The organism is Ruminococcus sp. CAG:379 (genome assembly GCF_000434255.1).
GTDB classification, from domain to species: domain Bacteria; phylum Bacillota; class Clostridia; order Oscillospirales; family Ruminococcaceae; genus Ruminococcus_F; species Ruminococcus_F champanellensis.
The window spans coordinates 8,069-9,197 of the sequence record NZ_FR894836.1 but is presented as its reverse complement, the minus strand read 5'-3'; the positions used below and the strand labels follow the sequence as shown (position 1 = coordinate 9,197).

Genomic DNA, 1,129 nt, shown 5'->3' with positions numbered 1-1,129 from the left:
TCTTTGTGCGGTGTTGCCTTAAAAGTATAACAGCATCTGTGGGAAAAGTCAATTCTTACGGAGATAACAAGGCAAAACCTATGAAATCTGCACAAAGTCCATTTGCGAAAGCTATACAATCCGCCAAAGGAAAAAATTTTTTGAATTTCCTGTTGACAAATCCGGATGGACATGCTATAATATCATGTAGTCAGTTGATCTGACTACTGACCCCCGTGTCTGGGTGTGGCGCAGTTGGTAGCGCGCTACCTTGGGGTGGTAGAGGCCGTGGGTTCAAGTCCCGTCACTCAGACCATGCAAAAACCGCACAGAATTGGGCTTTTGTCCGTTCTGTGCGGTTTCTTTTTTTGTAGGGGAAATCCTGCGAGGGCACTACGTCTGCAAATACCCTGCATCACCCACCAGGAACGCCGTCCATCCTCCGGTCATTCCGGCAGGGAATCCGCCCCGCTGCTGTAATGGGACTGAACCTGCTGCCCGAAATCGTTTGCATATTCCTCCGCTTTGTCCATGAAATGTCCGAAAAACAGGGGGATGGCAAGGATCACCGCCAGGATCATACACAGGATCAGAATCATCAGGGCGATTACGCCGGCGGACACCTGCAGCTTGCCGCAATGGGGGCAGCGCCGGGTTTTCTCCGGGATCAGTTCCCCGCAGTGGTTGCACTCCATATATTGTTTGGCGTGGATCTTGTCCTCCATGTTTCTCATAATGCCCTCCTGTATGTGCATGCGGATCGGTTTTGGTTTCTTTTAATAGTTTAACACAAGACAGGGCTTATTTCAATGTTTTATTGTAAAAATACAGAAAAATCGGCATTCTGCACAATTATGGGGTTCTGTTTTTGCTGCTTTTACAATCTCTCACTCCCCCAGCTTCTCCCTTGTCTCCTCCCCGACGATGCCGTCAGCCTTCATATCCCGATCGCTCTGGAACGCCTGCACCGCCTGCCGGGTGTCCTCGTCAAACGCCCCGGTGATCTCCAGCTCTGCGCCCTGCCGCACCAGCTGCCACTGGATCCACTTTACGTCCTCCCCCTCTGCGCCGGGCTTTACCGTGTCCGTGGGCTCTGCATAGGGACACCCCTCCGGTTCCGGCTCCGTTGCCGCTTCTGTGGTGGCAGGAT

At 52.2% G+C, this 1,129-nt stretch carries 2 protein-coding genes and 1 tRNA gene; 1 reads left to right on the top strand and 2 read right to left on the bottom strand.

Going from position 1 to position 1,129, the window contains the following annotated elements:
- Positions 1-219: 219 nt before the first annotated feature.
- A tRNA-Pro gene (locus QVO51_RS02480) sits at positions 220-295 on the top strand.
- 130 nt (positions 296-425) lie between these two features.
- On the opposite strand, the gene QVO51_RS02475 is transcribed toward QVO51_RS02480, so the two are convergent.
- A complete protein-coding gene (locus QVO51_RS02475) occupies positions 426-713 on the bottom strand; it encodes a ribosomal protein L32 (protein WP_015559301.1) in 288 nt (95 codons plus the stop codon).
- Between the two features lie 153 nt (positions 714-866).
- Positions 867-1,129 (bottom strand): peptidoglycan-binding domain-containing protein (locus tag QVO51_RS02470; RefSeq protein ID WP_288167777.1); only part of this gene is annotated, 263 nt, incomplete at its 5' end.